The organism is Sulfuricurvum sp. (assembly GCF_023229695.1).
Lineage (GTDB): Bacteria > Campylobacterota > Campylobacteria > Campylobacterales > Sulfurimonadaceae > Sulfuricurvum.
Genome location: NZ_JALNYS010000003.1, coordinates 167,886 through 190,795, shown reverse-complemented (window position 1 = coordinate 190,795; position 22,910 = coordinate 167,886). Strand labels below are relative to the sequence as shown.

At 49.2% G+C, this 22,910-nt stretch carries 14 protein-coding genes; 13 read left to right on the top strand and 1 reads right to left on the bottom strand.

Features of this window, described 5'->3' with window-relative positions:
* Positions 1-115 precede the first annotated feature (115 nt).
* The 5 genes from M0P91_RS03330 to M0P91_RS03310 all read left to right on the top strand — a co-directional run bounded on the left by M0P91_RS03330 (position 116) and on the right by M0P91_RS03310 (position 9,292).
* Complete coding sequence (locus M0P91_RS03330) at positions 116-1,609, top strand: glycogen synthase (RefSeq protein ID WP_295064475.1); 1,494 nt, start codon at positions 116-118, stop codon at positions 1,607-1,609.
* 2 nt (positions 1,610-1,611) lie between these two features.
* Positions 1,612-3,549: a 1,4-alpha-glucan branching protein GlgB gene (glgB, locus tag M0P91_RS03325; protein ID WP_295064473.1), complete on the top strand. Its 1,938-nt coding sequence runs from the start codon at positions 1,612-1,614 to the stop codon at positions 3,547-3,549.
* 189 nt (positions 3,550-3,738) lie between these two features.
* On the top strand, positions 3,739-8,172 hold the full coding sequence (locus M0P91_RS03320; RefSeq protein WP_295064470.1) for a PAS domain S-box protein: 4,434 nt from the start codon (positions 3,739-3,741) through the stop codon (positions 8,170-8,172).
* Positions 8,153-9,073, top strand: a complete 921-nt coding sequence (locus M0P91_RS03315) for a diguanylate cyclase (protein ID WP_295064467.1) — start codon at positions 8,153-8,155, stop codon at positions 9,071-9,073. The genes M0P91_RS03320 and M0P91_RS03315 overlap by 20 nt, the downstream gene beginning before the upstream one ends.
* Positions 9,074-9,160: 87 nt before the next feature.
* The gene (locus M0P91_RS03310; protein ID WP_295064465.1) at positions 9,161-9,292 is read left to right on the top strand and encodes a hypothetical protein; all 132 of its coding nucleotides are present in this window, start codon (positions 9,161-9,163) and stop codon (positions 9,290-9,292) included.
* Positions 9,293-9,294: 2 nt separating this feature from the next.
* On the opposite strand, the gene pgm is transcribed toward M0P91_RS03310, so the two are convergent.
* A complete protein-coding gene (gene pgm / locus M0P91_RS03305; protein ID WP_295064463.1) occupies positions 9,295-10,929 on the bottom strand; it encodes a phosphoglucomutase (alpha-D-glucose-1,6-bisphosphate-dependent) in 1,635 nt (544 codons plus the stop codon).
* 222 nt (positions 10,930-11,151) lie between these two features.
* Here pgm and glgP point away from each other — a divergent pair, with 222 nt between their 5' ends.
* Genes glgP through glk form a run of 8 tightly spaced genes read left to right on the top strand, consistent with a single transcriptional unit; the run spans position 11,152 to position 22,848 of the window.
* Positions 11,152-12,792 (top strand): alpha-glucan family phosphorylase, encoded by a 1,641-nt coding sequence (gene glgP, locus M0P91_RS03300; protein ID WP_295064461.1) that lies wholly within the window; start codon positions 11,152-11,154, stop codon positions 12,790-12,792.
* A 27-nt stretch (positions 12,793-12,819) separates the two neighbouring features.
* Positions 12,820-14,283 carry a glucose-6-phosphate dehydrogenase gene (gene zwf / locus M0P91_RS03295; protein WP_295064459.1) on the top strand — a complete coding sequence of 488 codons (1,464 nt, stop codon included), beginning with the start codon at positions 12,820-12,822 and terminating at the stop codon, positions 14,281-14,283.
* On the top strand, positions 14,276-14,977 hold the full coding sequence (pgl, locus tag M0P91_RS03290) for a 6-phosphogluconolactonase (protein WP_295064456.1): 702 nt from the start codon (positions 14,276-14,278) through the stop codon (positions 14,975-14,977). The genes zwf and pgl overlap by 8 nt, the downstream gene beginning before the upstream one ends.
* A complete protein-coding gene (gene edd / locus M0P91_RS03285) occupies positions 14,970-16,799 on the top strand; it encodes a phosphogluconate dehydratase (protein WP_295064453.1) in 1,830 nt (609 codons plus the stop codon). Before pgl ends, edd begins: the two co-directional genes overlap by 8 nt.
* Complete coding sequence (gene eda, locus M0P91_RS03280) at positions 16,796-17,422, top strand: bifunctional 4-hydroxy-2-oxoglutarate aldolase/2-dehydro-3-deoxy-phosphogluconate aldolase (RefSeq protein ID WP_295064451.1); 627 nt, start codon at positions 16,796-16,798, stop codon at positions 17,420-17,422. Before edd ends, eda begins: the two co-directional genes overlap by 4 nt.
* Positions 17,419-18,642 carry a phosphoglycerate kinase gene (locus tag M0P91_RS03275; RefSeq protein ID WP_295064448.1) on the top strand — a complete coding sequence of 408 codons (1,224 nt, stop codon included), beginning with the start codon at positions 17,419-17,421 and terminating at the stop codon, positions 18,640-18,642. Before eda ends, M0P91_RS03275 begins: the two co-directional genes overlap by 4 nt.
* Positions 18,643-21,843, top strand: coding sequence for a glycoside hydrolase family 15 protein (locus M0P91_RS03270; RefSeq protein WP_295064445.1), 3,201 nt, complete (start codon positions 18,643-18,645; stop codon positions 21,841-21,843).
* A 21-nt stretch (positions 21,844-21,864) separates the two neighbouring features.
* Complete coding sequence (glk, locus tag M0P91_RS03265) at positions 21,865-22,848, top strand: glucokinase (RefSeq protein ID WP_295064442.1); 984 nt, start codon at positions 21,865-21,867, stop codon at positions 22,846-22,848.
* The last annotated feature ends 62 nt before the right edge of the window (positions 22,849-22,910 follow it).

The following is a 22,910-nucleotide window of genomic DNA, read 5'->3' as shown; positions in this document are numbered from 1 at the left end:
CCGATCAGTACAGCGATCATCTCAACCTCTATATTCAGGCCAGAACCCAAGAAGCAGGGGAAGCAATCGCACAAACCTATACCGCTAAAATCGCAGAGTGGTCGAAAGTATAATCATGAAGAATCTTAATATCCTATTTGCAGCCTCCGAAATCGTCCCGTATGCCAAAAGCGGCGGTCTCGCCGATGTGGCGGGTGTTTTGCCTAAAGCACTGCGTGCTTTAGGGCATGACGTACGTGTGGTTATGCCCCGTTACTATATTGTCGATAAAGAGAAATATGGGCTGAAACCACTGGATGGACCATTGGGAATACTGATGGGGGTTATGGGCGAAGAGTGGGGAAGCGTGTATGAAGGGACGCTTCCGGGATCCGATATTCCGATTTATTTTATTGAACACGAAGGGTATTTCGGGCGAAAGGGGTTATATGAAGAGGATGGATTCGGTTACAGCGATAACGACAATCGGTTTATTTTCTTCTCAAAAGCGGTGATGCAACTGGCAAAAAAACTCCGTTTTAAACCGGATGTAATTCATGCCAACGATTGGCATACCGGTGCATTACCGGTATTACTCAATACAACATATGCGTTTGATCCCGATTTTGAAAATACGGGATCGTTGATGAGCATTCACAATATGCAGCATCAGGGGAAGTTTTACAAGGGTGCCATGGACGTTTTGGGGGTCGGTTGGGAACATTTCAACCACAATGAGCTTGAAGAATATGACGGCATCAATCTCCTGAAAGGGGGGATAGTCCATGCGGATATAATCAACACCGTAAGTCATAAATATGCGCAGGAGATACGTACGGCAGAGTTTGGCTGCGGTTTGGAAGGGCTGGTGGATGCTCATGCGTATAAACTGTATGGGATTTTAAACGGTGTCGATTATGAAGAGTGGAATCCTTCCATAGATCCTTATCTGGCGAAAACGTATGATGCGGAGGATATGTCGGGAAAAGCGGTGTGCAAAACAGAGTTGCAAAAAATATTCAATCTCCCTCAGCGCAATGACATCCCTTTGCTTGGATGGGTCGGACGGCTGGCCGAACAAAAAGGGATTACGTTACTCTCTAGCGCTATCTGGCATCTGATGAAGATGGATATTCAGATTGTTTTGCTGGGAGCCGGCGAGAAATGGGCAGAACATTTCTTTCGTGACATGGCAGCAAAATTTCCGGATAAATTCGGTTGTTTCATCGGATATCGAAACGATTTGGCACACCAAATCGAAGCAGGGAGCGACATCTTTTTGATGCCGTCACTTTTTGAACCGTGCGGACTGAACCAAATTTACAGCCTTCGCTACGGTACCCTTCCGATCGTCCGTGCAACCGGAGGATTGGAAGATACGATTGAAAATTTTGAAGCAGTTGAGCGCAGCGGTACGGGGTTTAAGTTTTATGATGCTACTCCTGAAGCACTGATCGGAACCGCTACATGGGCGATCGACACTTGGACTTATGATAAAGAAGGGTTTGATCAGCTTCGTTGCAATGCGATGCAAAAACGATATGATTGGGACGTAGCCGCAAAAGGCTACGATGCCCTTTACCGTCGTATAATTGAGGGTCGGCTCAGCCGCCGTCAACACTGGGAGTGATTTTGAACCATGCTATGAATTATGAGGTTTCACGGTTAAGCGAGCTTGATGTTTATCTTTTCAAGCAAGGGAACCATACGAAGCTGTACGAAAAGCTTGGCTCTCATATTATGGAATATAATGGTAGAGCGGGTGTCTATTTTGCTGTCTGGGCACCCAACGCACAGCGCGTCAGTGTGCGGGGAGATTTTAACCATTACCATACCGATACCCATCCGCTTCAGCTGCGCGGGGACGAGTCGGGTATTTGGGAAGGATTTATCGAAGGGGTAGAGATAGGGCTGACCTATAAATACCATATTGTTTCAAAATTCCATAATATCATACACGACAAAAGCGATCCGTTTGCTTTTTACAGCGAAAAGCCGTCCAAATCGGCGTCACGGGTCTGGAGTATCGCCGAGTACGGATGGGGTGACCGTGTATGGATGAATGAGCGGTATGCGCACAATGCGCACAGTGCTCCTATCAGTGTGTATGAGATGCATCTGGGTTCCTGGATGCGGAAGGTAGAGGAAGAAAATCGCTATCTGACGTATCGTGAACTGGCGGTGGAGCTGGTCGATTATATGAAACGGATGCATTATACCCATGTGGAGTTTATGCCGTTGACGGAGTATCCGTTTTTCGGTTCATGGGGATATCAGGTTGTCGGTTATTTTGCCGCAACGGCCCGTTTCGGAACCCCTCAGGATTTGATGTATTTAATCGATACGCTCCATCAAAACGGGGTAGGGGTCATTATGGACTGGGTCCCTTCTCATTTTGCCGTTGACATGCACGGATTGATCAATTTTGACGGGACGGCGCTGTATGAGCATGAGGACCCTCGTCAAGGGTATCATCCGGAGTGGGGAAGTATTATCTTTAATTACGGTCGTAACGAGGTGAAATCGTTTCTGATCAGTTCGGCCATGTTCTGGTTTGACAAATACCATATTGACGGTATCCGTGTCGATGCGGTGGCGTCGATGCTCTATCTCAATTATGCCCGCAAAGAGGGGGAATGGATCCCCAATAGGTACGGCGGCGACGGAAATTTAGAGGCAGTCGATTTTTTACGGCAGCTAAACGAAAGTGCCTATAAAGAATTTCCCGATATTTTAATGATTGCCGAAGAATCGACGGCATGGCCGATGGTGACACGTCCGGTCAGCGTCGGCGGTCTGGGATTCGGGTTTAAATGGAATATGGGATGGATGCACGACACCCTGAAATACATGAGTTACGATCCTATCTATCGAGAGCATCATCATCAGCAGCTGACGTTTAGCATGTGGTACGGTTTTGATGAAAATTTTATGTTGCCGCTGAGTCATGATGAAGTAGTCCATATGAAAGGTTCACTCATCAATAAAATGCCGGGGGATACAAATCAAAAATTTGCCCATTTGCGTGCTCTGTATGGGTACATGATGGCTCATCCCGGTAAAAAACTCCTTTTTATGGGGGGAGAGATCGCACAGTTTGCGGAGTGGAATTTTGAAAGAAGTCTTGATTGGCATCTGCTTGAGAACCCTCTGCATGCCAATCTTCAGAAAATGGTGGCGGATCTTAATCTCATTTATCGTGAGGAACGGGCTCTTCATCAGTACGACGAGAAGCGTGAAGGGTTTGAATGGATCGATGACGCTGATGCTCCCCGCAACTGTATCAGCTTTATCCGTAAAAGCGATAATCCGGATGAGACGGTCGTCGTTTTGTGCAATTTTGCCGATTCGACACGGGAATTTTATCGAGTAGGAGTCCCGTATAACGGGGAATACCAAGAGATCTTTAATTCTCAATCCGCGTACTATGAGGGGTGGAATATCGGTAATACCGGACCGGTAGGGGCAGTCGAAGAGCCTCTGCACGGCCGCCCCTACTCCATTACCCTTACCCTCCCTCCGGTCGGAGTGATCTATCTTAAACGGATCGGCACAAAAAAAGGGGCTTAAGGGGCTTCGCCCGGTATTTTATTTTTACGCACTTTTCGGGCAAAGCCCGTAAAGTGGCAGGGGACAATTTGTCCCCTGCACCCCCCCCTGAAGCTACCCGTATCTTTCGGATACGGGAGATTACTAACCTTTTCGCACTTCTTTAGAGAAGGTGCGTAAGGTCGGTTATTATTCTATTTGGACATCTTGATGGCAAACCCGCAAAACGATTTAATCCACTACCATATACCGATCGATCTTCTCCCTCTCAATGTAGCGGTGTACCGTTATACGGGAGAGTATTTTATTTTTATCGATTTTAACAAGCAGGCTGAAGAGACTGAAGGGTTTAAGAAAGAGGCGCTGCTGGGGAAAAAACTATGCGATATATTTCCGGGGGTGAAGGAATTCGGCCTCTACGATGTGTTGCTGCGTGTTTTTAAGGAGGGGGGGCACGAGACCTTTGAAAAAGGGTTTTATCGCGATGAACGGATTAGCGGTTGGCGTAAAAATGAGATTATCAAGCTTCCAAACGGCGATGTCATGGCCATATACGAAGATCTCGCCCGGGACAAACAACTGGAAGCGGAAAATGAGAAACATCGTCGCCAGCTCGAAGAGGCGCAACACATCGCCCATCTCGGAAGCTGGATTTGGGATATACGGAGCAATGAGATCGAGTGGTCGGATGAAGTATTTCGTATTTTCGGAGAGGTACCCCGGAGTTTTGTACCCACGTATGACCGGTTTGTCTCCTACCTGAGACCCGAAGAGAAAGCCAAATTAGATGATGCCCTTCAGCGGAGCATCGCAGAAAAGAGCTTTTATCATTTTGAGCACCCGATACTCTTGAAGAGCGGGGAGATCCGTTACGTGCAGGAGTCGGGTAATACGCTCTATAACGAGGAGGGGGAAGCGACACATCTGATCGGTACCGTTTTGGACATAACCGATTACAAAAAAACCACCGATCAGCTCCTCTCTTTCGGATCAATTATCGACAACACCATCAATGAGATTTTTATTTTCGATGCCGAAACACTCCGATTCGGCTATGTCAATCGCGCTGCCCTGCACAATACCGGATATACTCTCGATGAGATGATGAGGATGACGCCGATCGATATTAAACCGGATTACACAACCGAAACGTTTCTTCCCCTATTAGAACCTCTGTATCTCGGTTTGGAAGAGTATCTTCTTTTTGAAACACGCCATCATCGCAAAGATGGGAGCGTTTATGATGTTGAAATACGGCTTCAGATGATGGAGGTCGAGAACAAAAAACAGTTTGTCGTCATTGCCCATGATATCACCGAGCGCAAACGGATAGAGCGTCAGCTTCAACAGAGTGAAGAGATGTTTCGAGCTATAGCCGAAAATACGCTAATGGGGATATTCATTTACGACGAGCACTATTGTTATGTCAATGACGCTTTTTCATCCCTTACAGGGTACAGCAAAGAGGAGCTGTATACGAAAGCGGCATGGGAAATTATCGAAGCATCGTCTCGGGAGAGGGTCAGAGAAGTTACGAAGCAACGGCTTGAAGGGAAAGTATTCCCTTATCTTTATAATGATATTAAACTGGTGACGAAATCGGGTCTGATCAAAACGATACGTGCTTCGACGAATACGATCACGTATAACGGACGTTTTGCCGGGATGGGGACCATTATCGATATCACCGATATCAAAGAGACCAAAGAGCAGTTAAAGATGCTTGGTCAGGCGATCGAGCAGACCGATGATCTGGTCAAAATCATCGATACCAAAGGGTTTATTTTGTTTGTGAATGACTCTATGTCGGCACATAGCGGCTATAGCCGCATCGAATTGATCGGATCGCATACCCGTATCTTTAAATCGGGGCATCACGACAGAGAATTTTATCGGCAACTGTGGGAGAGGATCTCTTCTGGGAAAATCTACCGCAATACCTTCATTAACCGGAAAAAAGACGGCAGTTTCTTTTATGAGGAGGAGACTATCAGTCCGATTTTGGATGAAGAGCAAAAGATAAAATATTATATTTCTACCGGTAAGGATGTTTCCAATCGGGTTGAATTGGAGAAGTCGCTGCGTGAATCGGAGATGAATTTCCGGAATATTTTTAACAAATCGAGTGACGGTATCGTGATTCATGACCTAAACGGGAATTTTCTCGAAGTTAATACGGTTTTGTGTGAGCGTCTGGGGTATAGTCGGGAGGAATTTCTCGGAAAGGATCTTACGTTGATCGATACCCCAAAAGGACGGGAAAAAATCCCTTCCACGATCCGGATGCTGGAAGAAAACGGCCATGTTATGTTTGAGGGGGAACACTGTCGAAAAGACGGAACAACGATTCCGGTAGAGATTCATGCAACCCTCATCGAGTATCAGCATCAGCCCTCTATTTTAAGTGTTGTCCGCGATATCACCGAACGCAAGCAGAATGAACAGGCCCTTCGGGATGCGGAAGAGCTCTATCACACCCTCTTTGATCTTTCGCCGGTGGGGATATTGTTGCTGGATCCGGAGACGGGGAGGGCGGTGGAGTTTAATCAAATCAGCCATGAAGCACTCGGATACAGCGCTGAAGAGTTCGCCCGATTGAGCATTCATAATTATGAAGTTCATGAGAGCCCCGAGGATATTGAAGCGCATATTGCCACATTGAAAAATGGACAATTTGAACTCTTTGAGACGCAGCATCGAATGAAGAACGGGGAGATACGCGATGTGACCGTATCGGTTAAGATGATCGAGATAAAAGGAAAAGGGTACCTCTTTTCCGTCTATCATGATATTACGTCGATTAAAGAGTATGAACTCGAACTGAAAGCCGCCAAGAAAAGTGCCGAATCGGCGAATCGGGCCAAGAGTGATTTTTTAGCGAATATGTCTCATGAGATACGGACACCGATGAATGCTATCTTAGGGATGCTTCAATTGACCCATACGCTGAAATTACCGCAAGAGGGGGAACGTTATCTTGAAAAAATTGAAAAATCTTCCCGGCTTCTTTTGGAGATCATTAATGACATCCTGGATATTTCCAAGATTGAAGCCAATCAACTGACCATCGCTGAAATATCATTTAATATAAATGAACTGATCGAGCAGGGAGCCAATCTATTCGCCCCGAAAGCGGATGAAAAGGGGTTGAACCTCATTGTTCGGATTGCTCCGCAAATCCCTACGCAATTGATCGGAGACTCTTTAAGAATTTCCCAAATTTTGAACAATCTTCTCTCGAATGCACTGAAGTTTACCGAATCGGGAGAGGTGGATCTCTTTGTTTCAGCCGAAAAAATATCGGCCAATAGTGTTACGCTGCGTTTTGCCGTAAGAGATACCGGTATCGGTATCGCACCCAAAGATCATTCCAAATTGTTTACCATGTTTTCCCAAGCGGATGAGAGTATTACCCGTAAATACGGAGGGACCGGTCTGGGGCTTTCCATCTCCAGACGTCTTGCCGAATTGATGGGGGGAAAACTGGAGTTTTCAAGCGAGGAGGGGGTCGGATCGACGTTTACCTTTACCGCTGATTTTGCGATTGCCGATCTTGGTACCGAGAATTTGAAATCCAGAGGTTCACTCCGAGAGAACAAGGATGATTTCATTGTGATCTCTTCCCCGATCCGTGGGGCATCGGTTCTATTGGTAGAGGACAATGAGATCAACATACAAGTCGAGGGGGACTTTTTACGGAAAATGGGGATTGAAGTGACCACCGTGACGGATGGGCTCCAAGCCGTTGAGCTTCTCGAAAAGCGCCGTTTTGACGGGATACTGATGGATTATCAGATGCCGGTGATGAATGGGATCGAAGCGACCAAAATAATCCGCAGACGCAAAGACGATACCCCGATTATCGCGATGACGGCTGCTGCGATGCAAAATGATAAAGAGGCGTGCCTGGAAGCGGGAATGGATGATTATCTTCCAAAACCGATCGATATCGTTACGATGGCCCATGTTTTGACACGTTGGATCTCTCCTTGTTTTAAAGAGAGAAAACACCTCACTCCTGCCCCTTCGGAGATTTCGGTCACGCACCTCCCTCAAAAGATCGAGGGGATTGATCTGCACGCGGGATTAAATAACAGTGCCGGAAACACCGCCTTGTATCACCGCATTCTCGTGCAGTTTTTCCACCAGTATCAGGAGGGGTGCCTTCCGCTTAAAGCGATGCTGCAAAAGGGTGATTTTGAGGAGGCGCGGCGGTGGGTACATACCCTCAAAGGGGTGAGTGCCACAATCGGGGCCAATACGCTGCATGAGCAGGTGAGGGAGGTTGAATCCAAACTGGCCGATTCCAAAGCGGTGATGTTGAATCCGATGTGTAAAACTCTGAGCCGTTTGCAAAAAGGGTTGAGTCTATTACAAGAGGAGGGGTATTCAGGTCAACATGCGGTTGATTATGATGCCGTTGCGGAACAATTGGGGATAATCGGCCAAAAGCTCCAGAATAGTCAGTTTGTTGAACACGAAGAGGTTGAAAATATAGAAAGGGTTCTGGGAGAATACCGAAATGACCGACAGTGGATCATCCTTCGAGACGCATTGAAAAATTTTGATTATGAAAAAGGGTACGATGCGGTAAAAGTACTCCAAACCCGTATAAAGGAAGAGGATGTTTCCCATCGCCCCTAATCGAAAACCCATCGTCTTGATCGTTGATGATACCCCGATGAACATTGAGATCCTCTCCAAAATATTGAGCAAAGAGTACGAAATCAAGATTGCAACCCGAGGGGAAAAAGCGCTGGAAATTGCACGTTCACAGGTACCGCCTGATTTAATATTGCTTGATATTATGATGCCGGGGATGGACGGATACGAAGTGTGTGTCCAGTTAAAAGGAAACCCTGATACCGCAGAGATACCGGTGATTTTTGTAACGGCAAAAAGCAATGTAGAGGATGAAACGAAGGGATTTTCCGTGGGGGCGGTCGATTATATTACGAAACCGTTCCATTTTCCGATCGTGCAGGCGCGGATCCAGACCCATTTGCGTCTGAGCCGACAATCCAGGTTGCTGGAAGAGTATGCTTTTATTGATTCGCTCACCCATATTCCGAACCGGCGTCGATTTGACGCCGTTTATGAAGAAGAGTGGCGTCGCGCCCTGCGCAACACGACACCGCTCTGTCTGTGCATGATCGACATCGATTATTTTAAAAAATACAACGATACTCTGGGACACGGAGAGGGGGATGTCTGTTTGCAGAAAGTTGCCGCTGCTATCGTCAACAGCAGTGCACGGGGGGGTGAATTGGCGGCACGCTACGGTGGGGAGGAGTTTATCGTCCTTCTTCCCCATTGCGATGAGGCAACGCTTGCTCAAAGTGCCGAGAACATTCGCCGGGCCGTAGAGGCGCTGCACATTGCCCACCCCGCATCGGAGGTCTCTTCGGTTGTTACGGTCAGTATCGGGTGCGCTATCACAAACCCTTCGGATAGAGCGTTGGATAGGGATGGCTTGTTAAAACGTGCGGATAATGCCCTCTATGCAGCAAAAAATGGGGGGCGCAACCGTACTGCGATAGGGTAACTGACCTTACGCACCTTGTCTTAAGGGGTACTTCAAGGGGAGTTAATCTCCCGTATCCGAAAGATACGGGAAGCTTCAGGGGGCTGTATGGGTGACAAGCGTCAAAAAAGCCAACTGCTTGGCTTTTTTAGCTTAGGAGCCGATGACACGCAGTGCCGGCTGGGCCGTCCCTGCCACTTTCTGGGCTTCGCCCAGAAAGTGCGTAACATCAGAGAATAACTCTAAAAGAGTTTTCCTACCATCTGTTGCGCTTCGTTTTGAATTTGGCGAAGATGCTCCTCTCCGATAAAACTTTCGGCATAGATTTTGTAAATGGGCTCGGTGCCGGAAGGACGCAGGGCGAACCATCCGTTTTTTGCTATGACCTTCAGTCCGCCGATAGTTGCTCCGTTGCCGGGAGCATTGGTCAAAATCGCTTCGATCGGTTCGCCGGCGAGGAGCGATTCTTTGACGTCGTCGGGAGAGAGTTTTTTGAGTACCGCACATTGTTCGCTGCTGGCCGGTGCATCGATACGCGCGTAGATCGGCGCACCGAATTTTTGGGTCAGTTCTAAATAGTGTTCGCCGGGATCACGCCCCGTAACGGCAAGAATCTCGGCGGCGAGAAGGGTCATAATGATTCCGTCTTTGTCGGTGCTCCAGACACGTCCGTCCTTACGCAGAAAACTGGCCCCCGCACTCTCTTCCCCGCCGAAAAAGATACTCCCTTCGGTAAGGCCGCTGACGAACCATTTGAAACCGACGGGAACTTCGATAACCTTTTTTCCCAGTGCTTCGGCTACCCGGTCGATCATGGAGCTGCTGACCAAGGTTTTTCCGATTCCCAAGTCATGGTTCCATCCCACGCGGTGACGTGCGAGATAATCGATGGCTACACTGAGATAGTGATTCGGATTCATGAGTCCGACGCTTTTGGTCACAATGCCGTGACGGTCAAAGTCGGTATCGTTTCCGAAGGCAATATCAAAATCCTCTTTGAACGCTACGAGACCGGCCATTGCGTAGGGGGAAGAACAGTCCATACGGACTTTTCCGTCTTTGTCGCAGTGCATAAAAGAGAACGTCGAATCAAGTGTATCGTTAAAAATCTCCATATTGAGTCCGTAACGCTTTTTGATGGCCGGATAATAGGCCATTCCCGATCCCCCCATCGCATCGGCTCCGATACGGATCCCCGATGCGGCTATCGCTTCCATGTCAATGACATTTTGAAGATCTTCCACATACGGGGTTATAAAGTCGTATTCCGCCACGTTTTCGGCATTAAGGGCCTCTTCGAGGGGGAGCTTCCGCACCCCCTCCATCTTGTTTTCCATAATGGCGTTGGCACGTGTTTCGATCCATCCGGTAACATCGGTATCGGCAGGCCCTCCATGCGGGGGATTGTATTTGAAACCGCCGTCAGCCGGGGGATTATGCGATGGGGTGATCACGATTCCGTCGCATTGCGCGGAGGTGTCGGTGTTGTGGGTTAAGATGGCGTGTGAGATGACGGGGGTAGGGGTATAGCCGTTGTCTTGGGCAATACGGACCTGAACACCGTTGGCGGCAAGGACCTGCAAAGCGCTTAGTTGTGCCGGATAGGAGAGAGGGTGGGTATCGATCCCCATAAACAAGAGCCCCTCTATCCCCGCGTGTTTGCGATAGTCGCACACCGCCTGGGTTACGGCAAAAATATGAGTTTCGTTAAAACTTCGAAGAAGCGAAGAGCCGCGATGGCCCGACGTACCGAAGCTGATCCGTTCTCCTTGCTTCATTGTATCGGGAATTTTAACATAGTAAGCACTGATCAGTTCCGGGACATTGATCAAGGCTGACTTTGGTACTTTTTTTCCTGCATAAGGGTGAATGCTCATAAAAATCCTTTGTGTGGTGAAGCAATAAATTTAATCTAAAAGAGTTGTATTTTATCGCTTTATTGATTAATAAATGTAACGTATAGGTGATTATTTTATACTATAATGGTGCAGTTTGACAAAGATTTAGTAGGATAGAATACGGATATAATTTAAAAATGATAGGTGAATTTTCTAATTCATTAGATAAAGTTATAAAAAAAGTAGAGTAAAGAAGAAGAAATGATATTACACGATTATGAAATTGATCCTAAATACAGCACCAGTGTTGCTTATTTTTCCATGGAATTTGCTATTCATCAGGCATTGAAAATTTATTCGGGCGGTTTGGGTTTTTTAGCGGGTTCCCATATGCGAAGTGCGTTTGACCTTCGGCAAAATGTGGTCGGAGTCGGTATTTTATGGAGTTTCGGATATTACGATCAATCCCGGAACGAAAACGGCAGTTTAAAAGCGGAATTTATCCGGAAACAGTACTACTTTATGGAGGATCTCGGTGTTCGGGCAACGGTGTGCATCCACTCCAAAGAGGTTCATATTAAAGCATTTTATGTACCGCCCCATGTTTTCAATGCCGCCCCGCTGATTTTGTTGTCCACCGATATCCCCGAAAATGATTTTTTGGCCCGGACCATTACCCACAAACTCTATGATGCCAATGAGGAGAGCCGTATCTCTCAGGAGGTGATTCTGGGGATCGGGGGGGTGAAAGTGCTCGAGGCCCTGAAGCAGAATATCGAGATCTACCATATGAATGAAGGGCATGCCTTGCCTCTGACGTATGAACTGTATGCAAAATTCAACGATATGGAAAAGGTAAAAGAGAAGGTGGTCTTTACCACGCATACCCCCGAAGATGCCGGCAATGAACAGCACAATATTTACACGCTGCATAAATTCGGTTTTTTCAACGGATTGGATATGGATACGGTACGCAGGATCACGAGGATTCAAGAGGATGCTTTCAATTTGACGATAGGGGCTTTACGGGCATCCAAGCGGACCAATGCCGTTTCCCGTTTTCACGGTGAAGTGGCGAATCGGATGTGGAAAAATTGCGAAGGACGCTCTGAAATAACCTATATCACGAATGCTCAAAATCGGCGGTACTGGACCGATAAGGGGATGCTCTCCGCATTGGATGAACATGAAGATTACGCATTAATCTCCCGTAAAAAGCATCTGAAACGCAATTTGTTTAATGTCGTTGCCGATCAAACCGGAAAAATGTTCAATCCGGATATTTTAACGATCGTCTGGGCACGCCGTTTTGCCGAATACAAACGTCCGGGACTTCTTAAACTGGATTTTGAGCGTTTTCGAAAACTTCTGGAGCGTCACGATAAGCCGATTCAGGTTATATGGGCCGGAAAACCGTATCCGTTTGATACCAATGCGATTAATAATTTCAATGAGCTGATCCATATCAGCAAAAGCTATAAAAATATGGCGGTTTTGGTGGGATATGAGCTGGAATTGTCTGAAATCTTGAAAAAAGGGTCGGATGTCTGGCTCAATACCCCGCGCGTTTCCAGAGAAGCCAGCGGTACCAGCGGGATGACGGCGAGTATGAACGGTTCTATCCACCTTTCGACGAATGACGGATGGCATCCGGAGTTTGCCAAACACGGGTACAACTCCTTTACGATTCCGCCGATCGACCACGATAAACCGGTAGAGGAGCAAGATTATGAAGATAACAAGAATTTGATGGATTTGCTGGAAAATGAAATTATCCCGATGTATTACGATAAACCCGAACATTGGACACAGATTATGAAAAGTGCGATGTCGGATGTCATCCCTGCGTTCGATTCGGGACGTATGGCGCACGAGTACTATACAAAGATGTACAACGTCTAACATTTTTGTCGCGTGAAAGGGGAGAAAATGGCTGCTATGGATAACCTGTGTGATATTGTCATTTTCGGCGGTCACGGAGATCTTTCGTTTCGAAAACTGATACCGGCACTTTACCATTTGAGTAACGGCGGCTATTTGTCCGTTTTAAGCCGTGTTATTGTTGTGGCGCGAAAAGAGATGGGCCGGGAAGAGCATCTGGCTTTGGTCCGAGAGAAGCTGATCGAGTTTTTAGGATTCGATCAGTTTGATGAAACAAAATTTCTACATTTTGCTCAGCAGCTTCATATCGTCGCTGTCAATTTTGATGATGAGCACAGCTACCGCGATCTCAAAGAGCTGCTCGACCTTCATCCGCAAAGAGAGCGGATCAATTACCTCTCTACCGCCCCTGATTTTTTTACGATTATCAGTTTTATGCTCAGCCGCTTGGATCTGATAACGCCGCACAGCCGCGTCGTGCTCGAAAAGCCGATCGGACGCGATTTATACTCCGCCCGTGCTATCAATATCGAAGTGTTAAACTATTTTGAAGAGAATCAAATCTATCGGATAGACCACTATCTGGGCAAAGACACGGTCCAGAATATTATGGCCTTGCGTTTTTCAAACCGCTTTTTTATGCCGCTGTGGGATGCCAACAACATCGATCACGTTCAGATCACCGTTTCCGAGAGTGTCGGGGTCGAAGGGCGATGGGGATATTACGATCAATACGGCGCCATGCGCGACATGATCCAAAACCATTTGATGCAGCTATTGTGTCTGGTGGCGATGGAGCCGCCGTGTTCGCTCGATGCCGACAGCGTACGGGATGAGAAGGTGAAGGTGCTTCGTTCCCTTAGACCCATGAGCCCTGCCGATATCGAACGCCATACGGTCCGTGCCCAGTACGCCGCCGGCTCGATCAACGGAGGGCCGGTTCCCGGATACCGCGAAGGGGAAGGGATGCAGGAGAGCAATACGGAAACCTTTGCAGCGCTTCGCGTCGATATCGATAACTGGCGCTGGAACGGCGTACCGTTTTATCTGCGCAGCGGCAAACGGATGCGACGGCAGTATTCGGAGATTGTGATTCAGTTCAAAGGGATTCCGCACTCGATTTTTGCCAACAAGGGGAGTTGCATCTCCCAAAACAAATTGGTCATTTCGTTGCAGCCTAAAGAGAGTATCCAGCTGAAACTGATGAACAAAATTCCGGGGTTAAGCGATCAGATGCGGCTTCAGCAGGTGGATCTCGAACTCAATGCCCCCTTGAATTCGGCACGCAAGCCGGATGCGTATGAGAGGCTGCTGCTAGACGTTATCCGTTCCAATCCGACCCTGTTTATGCGCCTCGATGAGGTGGAAGCGGCGTGGAAATGGGCAGACGTCATTTTGCAGGGGTGGAGTGAAAATCTCGTTCCGATGAAAAGCTATACCGCCGGAAGTGAGGGACCGAGCGCATCGATACAGCTTGTCGCGCAAGACGGCGAAAGCTGGCACGATGAGTGAACGTGTTCATCTTCACCCTTTTGATACGCAAAGGGATCTTTTAGACGCCCTGAGCGCCTCAATCGTTTGCGATCTTCAGCAGGCGATAGAGGAGAAGGGGAGTGCCGTATTGCTGGTCTCCGGAGGATCGACGCCTAAACCTCTTTTTGAAAGACTCCGCCAAAGCGATATCGACTGGGGGCGTGTCCGGATCGGAGTGTGCGACGAACGGTGGGTGAGCCCTGATCATGAGGAGAGCAACGAAAAACTGGTTACGACCCATTTGATCCGTGATCATGCGGCTAATGCCCGGTTTGTCGGGATGTATCGTGAGGGGCTGAGTGCCGATGATGCCGAAAAAGAGTGCGACAAAACGTTTCGGACGTTGTTATGGCCGTGTGATGTCGCCATTTTGGGGATGGGGGAGGATGCCCATACCGCATCCCTTTTCCCCCTCAATGAAAAACTCTCTTCGGCATTTGATTTAAAGAATGATTCTTTCTGTATTGCCATCACGCCGCAGAGTGCTCCCCATCAGCGGATGAGTCTGACTCTAAGTGCCCTAATGCAGGTGAAGCATCTGTATCTCCATTTCGAAGGGGAAAAGAAACGGGCCGTTTTCGAAGAGGCGATGATGGAGGGCGACAGGGATGCCATGCCGATTCGCTCACTGCTCCATCAAGAGATTAACGACATAGAGGTGTATTATGCATGACGTCATCCAGCGGGTTACCGATCAGATCCGCGAACGCTCCCGGGAGAGCCGGTCGATTTATCTGCAACGGATACGCGCGGCGGCCGCTCACGGCGTCAACCGCCAAAAACTCGGGTGCAGCAATCTTGCCCATGCGATGGCCCCGATGTGCGACGCCGATAAAGATTCCCTTTCGCACATGGTTCAGCCCAATATTGCCATTATCACCGCCTACAACGATATGCTCTCGGCACACGAGCCGTACAAACTCTATCCCGCCCTTATCAAACGCACCTTGGCGGATGAGGGGGCGACGGCTCAGGTCGCGGGGGGAGTTCCGGCGATGTGCGACGGGGTTACCCAGTCGCAGCCGGGTATGGAACTGAGCCTCTTTAGCCGCGACACTATCGCGATGGGGACGGCGATCGGGCTTTCTCATAATGTCTATGACGGGGCCCTCTATCTGGGGGTGTGCGATAAAATCGTCCCCGGTCTGCTCATCGGCGCATTGGCATTCGGTCATCTGCCCTCACTGTTTGTCCCCGCAGGACCGATGCCCTCAGGGATCAGCAACGGTGAAAAAGCGAAAATCCGTCAGGAGTATGCGCAGGGAAAAGTGAGTAAAGAGGCACTGCTAAAAGTGGAAGCGGCCTCGTATCACAGCAGCGGAACCTGTACCTTTTACGGCACGGCCAACTCCAATCAGATGCTGCTGGAGATGATGGGGCTTCAGCTTCCCAACAGCTCGTTTGTCAATACCAACACCCCGCTTCGAGAGGTGCTGACGCAGCATGCGGCCAAAACGATCCTCACCATGACCCAAAGCAGGGGGGAGTACAAGCCGATCGGTTTGATGATCGATGAACGGAGTTTCGTCAACGCCATCATCGGCTTGATGGCTACAGGGGGGTCAACGAATCATACGATTCACCTGATCGCGATGGCCAAAGCGGCGGGGATCATACTCAATTGGGACGATTTCGACGCTATTTCCAAAGTGACGCCGCTGCTGTGCCGGATGTATCCCAACGGACAGGCGGATGTAAACCATTTTCGCGAGGCAGGCGGGATGAGTGCCGTGATTTCCCAGCTGCTGGATGCGGGGCTAATCCATAACGATGTCGAAACCGTCGTCGGAAAAGGGATGGAACGCACCATCGTCGAGCCCTCTTTGTCGGGCGGATCGCTGACGTTTGGCGCAGGAGCGAGAACATCTCGCAATCTTGAGGTGATTTCAACCGCGCGCGAACCCTTCAGCCCGGAGGGGGGAGTCAAGCTGCTGGAGGGGAATATCGGCCGGGGGGTTATCAAAACCTCCGCCTTAAAACAAAACCACCTTTTGATCGAAGCCGAAGCGATCGTGTTTGATTCCCAAGAGGCGTTACAAAGGGCGTTTAAACAGGGAGAACTAGATCGCGACTTTATCGCCGTCGTCCGCTACCAAGGGCCAAAAGCCAACGGAATGCCCGAACTTCACGGATTGATGCCGCCGCTGGGCGTTTTGCAGGATCGCGGATTCAAAGTCGCCATCGTGACCGATGGGCGGATGTCGGGCGCTTCGGGAAAAGTCCCTTCGGCGATCCATGTCGTCCCCGAAGCGGCTGAGGGGGGGATACTCTCAAAAATTATCACCGGCGACCGGATCCGTTTGGATGTTGAGCGGGGGGAGATGACCCTGCTGGCAGATGGGGGAGAGATCGATCAACGGGAACCTCAAAAAGCGGATTTAATAGACAACCGCCACGGCTTCGGCCGTGAACTTTTTGCGGCCATACGCCGATCGGTCGGGAATGCGGAAGAGGGCGCCGCTATTTTTGATATCACCGGAAAGGAGCGAGGATGAACACCCAAGCTATCATGGAAATTTCCCCCATCGTCCCCGTCATCGTACTGGATGATGTCGATAATGCCCTGAGGCTTGCGGATGCGCTGTTAGAAGGGGGGATTTCCATTATGGAGATCACCCTTCGAACCGAGGCCGCCCTTGCTTCGATCGAGGCAATCGCAAAACAGATGCCGCAGATGCATGTCGGTGCGGGTACGGTCGTGAACGCTGCGGGGTATGAAAGAGCGGTCGATCATGGGGCGCAGTTTGTTTTCAGCCCCGGTATCAGCACGGAACTGATGGAGAGCTCGGTGCGGCTGAATACCCCACTGATTCCGGGTGTGGCAACGGCGTCGGAAGTGATGCTGGCCCAAAATAACGGTTTTGCCCACTGCAAACTTTTTCCGGCAACGGTTGCCGGAGGGGTTGATGCACTCAAGGCGTTTTCAGCCCCTTTCGGATCGATGTTTTTTTGTCCTACCGGAGGGGTGAATCTGAACAATCTGAACGACTTTCTGTCGTTGAAAAATGTGTTATGCGTCGGAGGGAGCTGGATTGTCCCCAAAGAGGCGATAGCCGATAAAAATTTTCGTCACATAACCCAGTTATGTAAAGAAGCATTTGAAAGGATAAAACAATGAGCAGTAACATCACCGCCATGGCCGGAGTCAAGAGCCTGAAAGATATCGACGTAACGGGAAAGAGGGTTTTGATCCGGGTAGATTTCAATGTCCCGATGGATACCCATTTTAATATCTCCGATGACAGCCGTATCCGTGCGGCGTTGCCGACGATCAACTACTGTATTGACCATAACGCCTGCTCCATTACGCTGGTTTCCCATTTCGGAAATCCGAAGAATGGATACGATGAACGTTTTAGCCTGCGACACATTCAGAAACGGCTTGAGCGTCTCCTTCAGAAAAGGGTAGAGTTTATCGAGGATTTTGAAGCGTCGAAATCGGAGATCGCCAGCTGTTCGCTGGAGCGGGTATTTCTCGTCGAAAATATCCGTTTCCATGAAGGGGAGAAGAAAAACGATCCCCTCCTTGCCCGTAAATTGGCAGAGGTGTGCGATGTTTACGTCAATGATGCCTTTGGAACCTCTCACCGCAAACACGCTTCGACCTACGGGATTACGGAGTTTGTAGAGACTAAGGTGGCCGGATTTTTGATGATGAAAGAGATCGAAGCGTTTAGCAAAGCGCTCGAAAAGCCGATCCGCCCGATGGCACTGGTTGTCGGAGGGTCAAAAATTTCTTCCAAGATCACCCTTCTCACCTCTGTCATGGAAAAAGTGGACAAACTCATTATCGGCGGAGCGATGAGCAACACCTTTTTGCAAGCCCTCGGACATGAGATGCAAGGCTCTTTGGTCGAAGAGGAGTACCTGCAAACGGCCAAAGAGGTTCTGGAAGAGGCCAAACGCCATAAGGTAAAAGTCTATCTTCCGGTGGATGTCGTGATCACCGATTCGATTGACCATCCGGTCGATGTCAAAGTCGTCCCGGTGCAGGATATCCTCGAAGGGTTCAAAGCCGTCGATATCGGTCCCGCAACCCTCAAGCTCTTTTCCGAAGCGATAGAACTCTCCAATACCATCATCTGGAACGGACCGATGGGGATCTATGAGATCAATCAGTTCTCCAAAGGGACCTACAAGCTTGCAAGCGCCATCGCCGATTGCTATGCCTACAGTATCGTCGGAGGGGGTGATACGGCCGATGCGGTTGAAAAAGCGGGCGAAAAAGAGAACTTCAGTTTTATCTCCACCGGAGGGGGGGCGAGTCTGGAACTGCTGGAGGGGAAAATCCTCCCCGGATTTGAAAAGCTGGACCGTAATGACGTTAAAGGCAGTTAGATGAATCCGGAGACGCTTTACTCTTCTCTTGATCGCCATTTTCATGCCATTGAGAAGATCATCCTCTCCCGTCAGGACCCTATTACCGGGTTATTGCCCGCGAGTACGGCGGTCAATGCCCACGGCGATTATACGGATGCCTGGGTTCGGGATAACGTTTACAGTATCCTCGGGGTGTGGGGACTTGCCTTATCGTACCGCAAGCACAATCCGGAACATCACCGCAGCTATCTGTTGAGTCAGAGCGTCGTTAAACTGATGCGGGGGCTTCTGGGGGCTATGATGCGTCAATCGGACCGGATTGAAGCCTTTAAAAAGACCCTTGATCCGATTAATGCCTTGCATGCGAAGTATGGTACCAAAACAGGTTTGGCTGTCGTCGGGGATGATGAATGGGGGCATCTGCAACTGGATGCGACCTCTTTGTATCTGCTGATGATCGCCCAGATGACCGCTTCGGGACTCCGATTGATTTACACGATGGATGAGGTTGATTTTGTCCAAAATCTGGTCCATTATATCAGCCGGACCTATTGCACCCCCGATTTCGGTATCTGGGAACGGGGCAATAAGATCAATCACGGAACGACGGAGATTAATTGCAGTTCGGTCGGGATGGCCAAAGCGGCTCTCGAAGCGATGGACGGTTTCAACCTCTTTGGCAATGTGGCAAGTCAGGAGGCGGTGATCCATGTCATCCCCAGTGATATCGCCCGTTCTCGTTTTACCCTTCAGGGGCTTCTTCCGCGCGAATCCAATTCCAAAGAGAGCGATGCGGCATTGCTGAGCATTATCGGATATCCGGGGTATGCGGTTGAGGATGAAACGCTTGTCGAACAAACACGGGATAAAATTATTAAAAAACTTGCCGGCCGATACGGCTGCAAACGTTTTTTGCTCGACGGTCACCAAAGCACTATCGAAGACGTTACTCGGTTACACTATGAGCCTTCGGAGTTGCGGGAGTTTGAACATATCGAATCGGAGTGGCCCCTCTTTTTTACCTATCTGCTCTTGGATGCGCTGATGCGCGACGATACGGAGGCCATTCAAAAATGGAAGGAAAAATTGGAGCCGCTGTTTGTAAAACACGATGGTCAAAAACTCCTTCCGGAGCTCTATATCGTCCCCAAAGAACGGATAGAAGCGGAAAAGCTAAATCCCGGAAGCCAGATACGTATTCCCAATGAAAACGTCCCTCTGGTCTGGGCACAAAGTTTGTATATGCTCTCCGAGATGATCCTCGATGGGGTATTGCGTCCCAGCGATATTGACCCTTTGCGTCGCCGTGAACGGATCGGGCATAAACGCAATACCCATCTTCTGGTTGCCGTATTGGCAGAAAACGAATCGGTTAAACAGCAATTACTCGATCGCGGATTTAGCAGCGAGACGCTCGAAGAGGTGAAACCGGTCCGAATCATGCATTCATCCGAACTCTCCGAAGTGCACACCTTGTTGGGGAAAAACGAGAAACTCTCTTTAAGCGGGCGACCGTTTTTGGTAGCCCGTACAATTACCACCTCCCGCTTGCATCTTCTTGCCGGTGAGGAGATGATTTTTCTCCCCTACTATTTCAATCCGCACGGATTTTATTTTAGTTATGACAATACCTTATTGATCAAACAATTCCGCTCTTCGTTGAAATTTCTTGCGATGCATTGGGATCAGCCCGGTCAACCGATCGTCCCGTTTCTCGTACGCGAAGATATGCTTGCAGAGAGTGAGCAGGGGGTCGTTCTTGCGTTATTGCACGATTTTCAGACCGGGGAATGCGATTCGGTGGTGATTAAAACAAGACCGATCGGGCAATTGTTGACGACTGCGGCGGTCGAACGGATCGATTATCTGCACGGTTTCGATTTGAAGGATGTTCAACTCCATTTTGTCAATAGAGGCAACTGTACCTCTTCGGGAGAGAACCCGATACACGCCCCCCTGAGTGCACAGGAGCTTCAAGAGCTTGGGCACGGGGAGGACTCTTTTTTGGCGGATGCCCTGATCCACAGCACGAATCGTCAAATCCAGGTGAATGTACTCGGTTTATTATGGGAGCGCAGGGGGGGTGATTTTGAAATTTTTATTGAACCGGAAAACCTTCCCCTCTCTTCTATCGCCGAGCGGTTGTACGAGTCGGCGACAATCTGTCATGATTGGGCTGTAGTGCGCCGTATCGCCGATCTGACCGGAAAATACGATGATCGTCTGGAAGATGCTTTGCTTGATATTGTGATTCGGCAAAAACGGTTGGCGGTGGGACGTGCCTACAGTGAAAAGGCGACCTTTTCGAAACCCACCGAATGTACGTCGATTGTCAAAACTATTGCCGAATTTTGCGGTAACAATGCGGCTGAGCGGGTTCTGACGCAGGAGGTGATGCTACATCTTGGGCATCTGATCCGAACGGAGCCGGAGCTTTTTAAAAACATGCTCACCTTGCGTACCTGGTATTTCGTTCAGTTGCTGGTGGGACAGATCAGTCGGGAAAAACACTTGCCGATGGGGGATGCGTATGAATTATTACTGGGGATGGCTCCCCATGCCCTGTATGACCACCTCCGCTTGATTTTGAAGTCTTTTAGCCGTGAAGTGACCCAATTGGTGGGTCAGGAAAATCTTTATGCCTCGGGTATAAAGAGTGTTGCATCGATCAAATCGGCTCCGCCGCTTGCTGAGCTTTCCGAAGTCGATGATTGGGCTCAGTGGCGACAGCATGTGGGGATGATCGGGGCCCTCGCATCGACATTCTATAAAGATGTATGGTATTTGCTGCAACAGTGCAACGGTCTGGTGATCGGGGATAAATACAGCGTTCAAAGCCGTATCGGATCGGAACTGACCCTTGACTCTACTGCGGGGGAACAAAATTTTGCCTTGAGAATTGATGCTTTGCTTCAGAGTATTCATGCACCGGATTATCGTCAACTGAATATTGAAGGGATTGAAAGCCTCTCAAGGCTTTTACGGCAAAATCCCGATTTTCATGTGGAGAACGATTTGATTCTGGATGTTTTGATCGGACATGCCGTACGCATTGCCTGGCAAAAATACCATACGTCGGAAAATTACGATGAACAGCGTGCTCAGGCATGGGAGGCGATCTATAAGCTCTCTCCCCAAGAAACCGATAAGGCTTTTATCGAAGCATTTATCTATTTGCTGATACCGCAGCAGGAACATCATGATGAATCGGTCGTATAAGCCGACAACAAAAGGGGTATTATGATATTAGCAGGCGACATCGGGGGGACAAAAACGAATCTGGCCCTCTTCGCAGTAGAGGGGGGGAGAGTGGAACTTCAAGAAAAGTATCAGTTTGCCAGTCGGGAATTTTCCAGTTTGGAGGAGGTGATCATCGAGTTTGAAAAGCATACCTCCAAAGTGCCGATTGATGCTGCCTGTTTCGGTATTGCAGGTCCCCTCATCGATGGGCGTTGCCGAACCACCAATTTGGCCTGGGATGTTACAACCTCAGGGTTGCAAAAACATCTGAACACCGATAGGGTCCGTTTGCTCAACGATCTCGAAGCGACCGCTTATGGGATGCTCTATTTGGAAGAGGATGAATTCGTCACCCTTAACCCGACCGGAAAGGGGCGTAACGCTAACCGCGCCGTTATTGCCGCAGGGACGGGATTGGGGGAAGCGATGCTGTTTTGGGACGGGATGCAGTACCATCCGATCGGTTCGGAAGGGGGACATAGCGACTTTGCCCCTTTGGACGCCCAACAAGATAAACTGTTACAATGGCTGCGGCTTCGATATCCCGAACATCTCAGTTATGAGCGGATTTTATCGGGTCCGGGAATAAGTACCCTTTATGAATTTTTGGCGCAGAGCGGTTTCGCACCCCAGCCCTCTTCCCTGATGAATATACCCGAAGGGGCAGATCGCAGTGCCCGAATAAGCGAATGCGCTTTGGAAGAGAATGATCCCTTATGCCGGGAAACGCTACAGCTGTTTGCCCGGATTTACGGCGCCGAAGCCGGCAACCTGGCACTGAAAACGATGTCACTGGGGGGAGTGTATATCGGCGGCGGAATTGCTCCGAAAATTTTGCCGTTTATGACCGATATCCATTTTATGGATGCCTTTACAGCGAAAGGACGTTTTAAAGAGTTATTGCAGGGGATGGAGGTCAAGATCTCCTTGAACCCCGAAACCGCATTGTTCGGTGCAGCCCGTTTTGCCGCAGATAAATTGTAACAACGAGAGCTTTCGGAAGTCTCAGGTATCTCCCGCATCCGGAAGATGCGGGTAGCTTCAGG

Excerpts from the sequence above, each read along its gene's own strand:
- M0P91_RS03320 (WP_295064470.1), top strand. The coding sequence starts at position 3,739 with ATGGCAAACCCGCAAAACGATTTAATCCACTACCATATACCGATCGAT.
- pgm (WP_295064463.1), bottom strand. The coding sequence starts at position 10,929 with ATGAGCATTCACCCTTATGCAGGAAAAAAAGTACCAAAGTCAGCCTTG.
- eda (WP_295064451.1), top strand. The coding sequence starts at position 16,796 with ATGAACACCCAAGCTATCATGGAAATTTCCCCCATCGTCCCCGTCATC.
- M0P91_RS03270 (WP_295064445.1), top strand. The coding sequence starts at position 18,643 with ATGAATCCGGAGACGCTTTACTCTTCTCTTGATCGCCATTTTCATGCC.
- glgP (WP_295064461.1), top strand. The coding sequence starts at position 11,152 with ATGATATTACACGATTATGAAATTGATCCTAAATACAGCACCAGTGTT.
- M0P91_RS03315 (WP_295064467.1), top strand. The coding sequence starts at position 8,153 with ATGTTTCCCATCGCCCCTAATCGAAAACCCATCGTCTTGATCGTTGAT.
- glk (WP_295064442.1), top strand. The coding sequence starts at position 21,865 with ATGATATTAGCAGGCGACATCGGGGGGACAAAAACGAATCTGGCCCTC.
- M0P91_RS03310 (WP_295064465.1), top strand. The coding sequence starts at position 9,161 with ATGGGTGACAAGCGTCAAAAAAGCCAACTGCTTGGCTTTTTTAGCTTA.
- zwf (WP_295064459.1), top strand. The coding sequence starts at position 12,820 with ATGGCTGCTATGGATAACCTGTGTGATATTGTCATTTTCGGCGGTCAC.
- M0P91_RS03275 (WP_295064448.1), top strand. The coding sequence starts at position 17,419 with ATGAGCAGTAACATCACCGCCATGGCCGGAGTCAAGAGCCTGAAAGAT.
- M0P91_RS03330 (WP_295064475.1), top strand. The coding sequence starts at position 116 with ATGAAGAATCTTAATATCCTATTTGCAGCCTCCGAAATCGTCCCGTAT.
- edd (WP_295064453.1), top strand. The coding sequence starts at position 14,970 with ATGCATGACGTCATCCAGCGGGTTACCGATCAGATCCGCGAACGCTCC.
- pgl (WP_295064456.1), top strand. The coding sequence starts at position 14,276 with ATGAGTGAACGTGTTCATCTTCACCCTTTTGATACGCAAAGGGATCTT.